The sequence below is a fragment of the Achromobacter sp. GbtcB20 genome, from assembly GCF_019091095.1.
Classification (GTDB): Bacteria; Pseudomonadota; Gammaproteobacteria; order Burkholderiales; family Burkholderiaceae_B; genus Achromobacter; species Achromobacter mucicolens.
In genome coordinates, this window is sequence record NZ_JAGXJZ010000114.1 from 1 (window position 1) to 698 (window position 698).

General features: G+C 68.6%; 1 protein-coding gene. It reads right to left on the reverse strand.

The genetic code is table 11. The annotated features are described in order from the left end of the window. A partial coding sequence (locus tag KVT32_RS28065; RefSeq protein WP_217619194.1) for a protein-disulfide reductase DsbD N-terminal domain-containing protein occupies nt 1–584 on the reverse strand: 584 nt, incomplete at its 3' end. Nucleotides 585–698 lie beyond the last annotated feature (114 nt).

Genomic DNA, 698 nt, shown 5'->3' on the forward strand with positions numbered 1-698 from the left:
GCGGCGTCGACTGGCAGGCCGAGACGCGCGGCGGCGCCGGCATTGCCTTCGCTTTGCGGACTGGAGGAGAGGAAGCCGGGTGCGGACGCGGTCGCGCCGCCGTTCGGCAGGCTCATCTGTGGCGCGGCGCCGCCGGCGGCCAGCTGCGCGCTGGCTTCCTGCGGCGGATAGCACAGGCCGGCGTCGGCGCAGCCCTGGCTGGTCGCGTTCAGGGTGAAGGGACCGCTGCCCTCGACCGGGATACGGATCGTCACCGACCCTTTATACGTCTCGACATCCTTCTGGAAGGTCTCGTCGTACTTTACCTTGCCCGGCGGGATGTCCGGCGTGCCCAGCTTCGCGCCGCGGGCCGTGAAGGCGAAGCGTTCGCGGTACATGTAGTAGCCGGGCGCGATGTCGTAGGTGACGACCGCGGTGCGCTCGCCCTCCATGCGCGCCGAGAACTTGAAGGCGATGGCAGGATCGAGGAACTCGTCGGCGGCGCGGCTCGGCGCGGCCAGCAGGACGGCGAACAGGAACAGGAACAGCAGCGACAGCGCGGCGAGCGGGTGCGTCGGCAAGGCACGAAGGCGGGAACGGGACATGACTTCCTTTGATTGAATACAGCGCAGCCGAATGGTACACCGCCCGCGTGACGATGGGTAATCCGAACCCGGGACAAAGGCCGCCGCCTGTCCCCGGCTGCGCATGGACGAAAA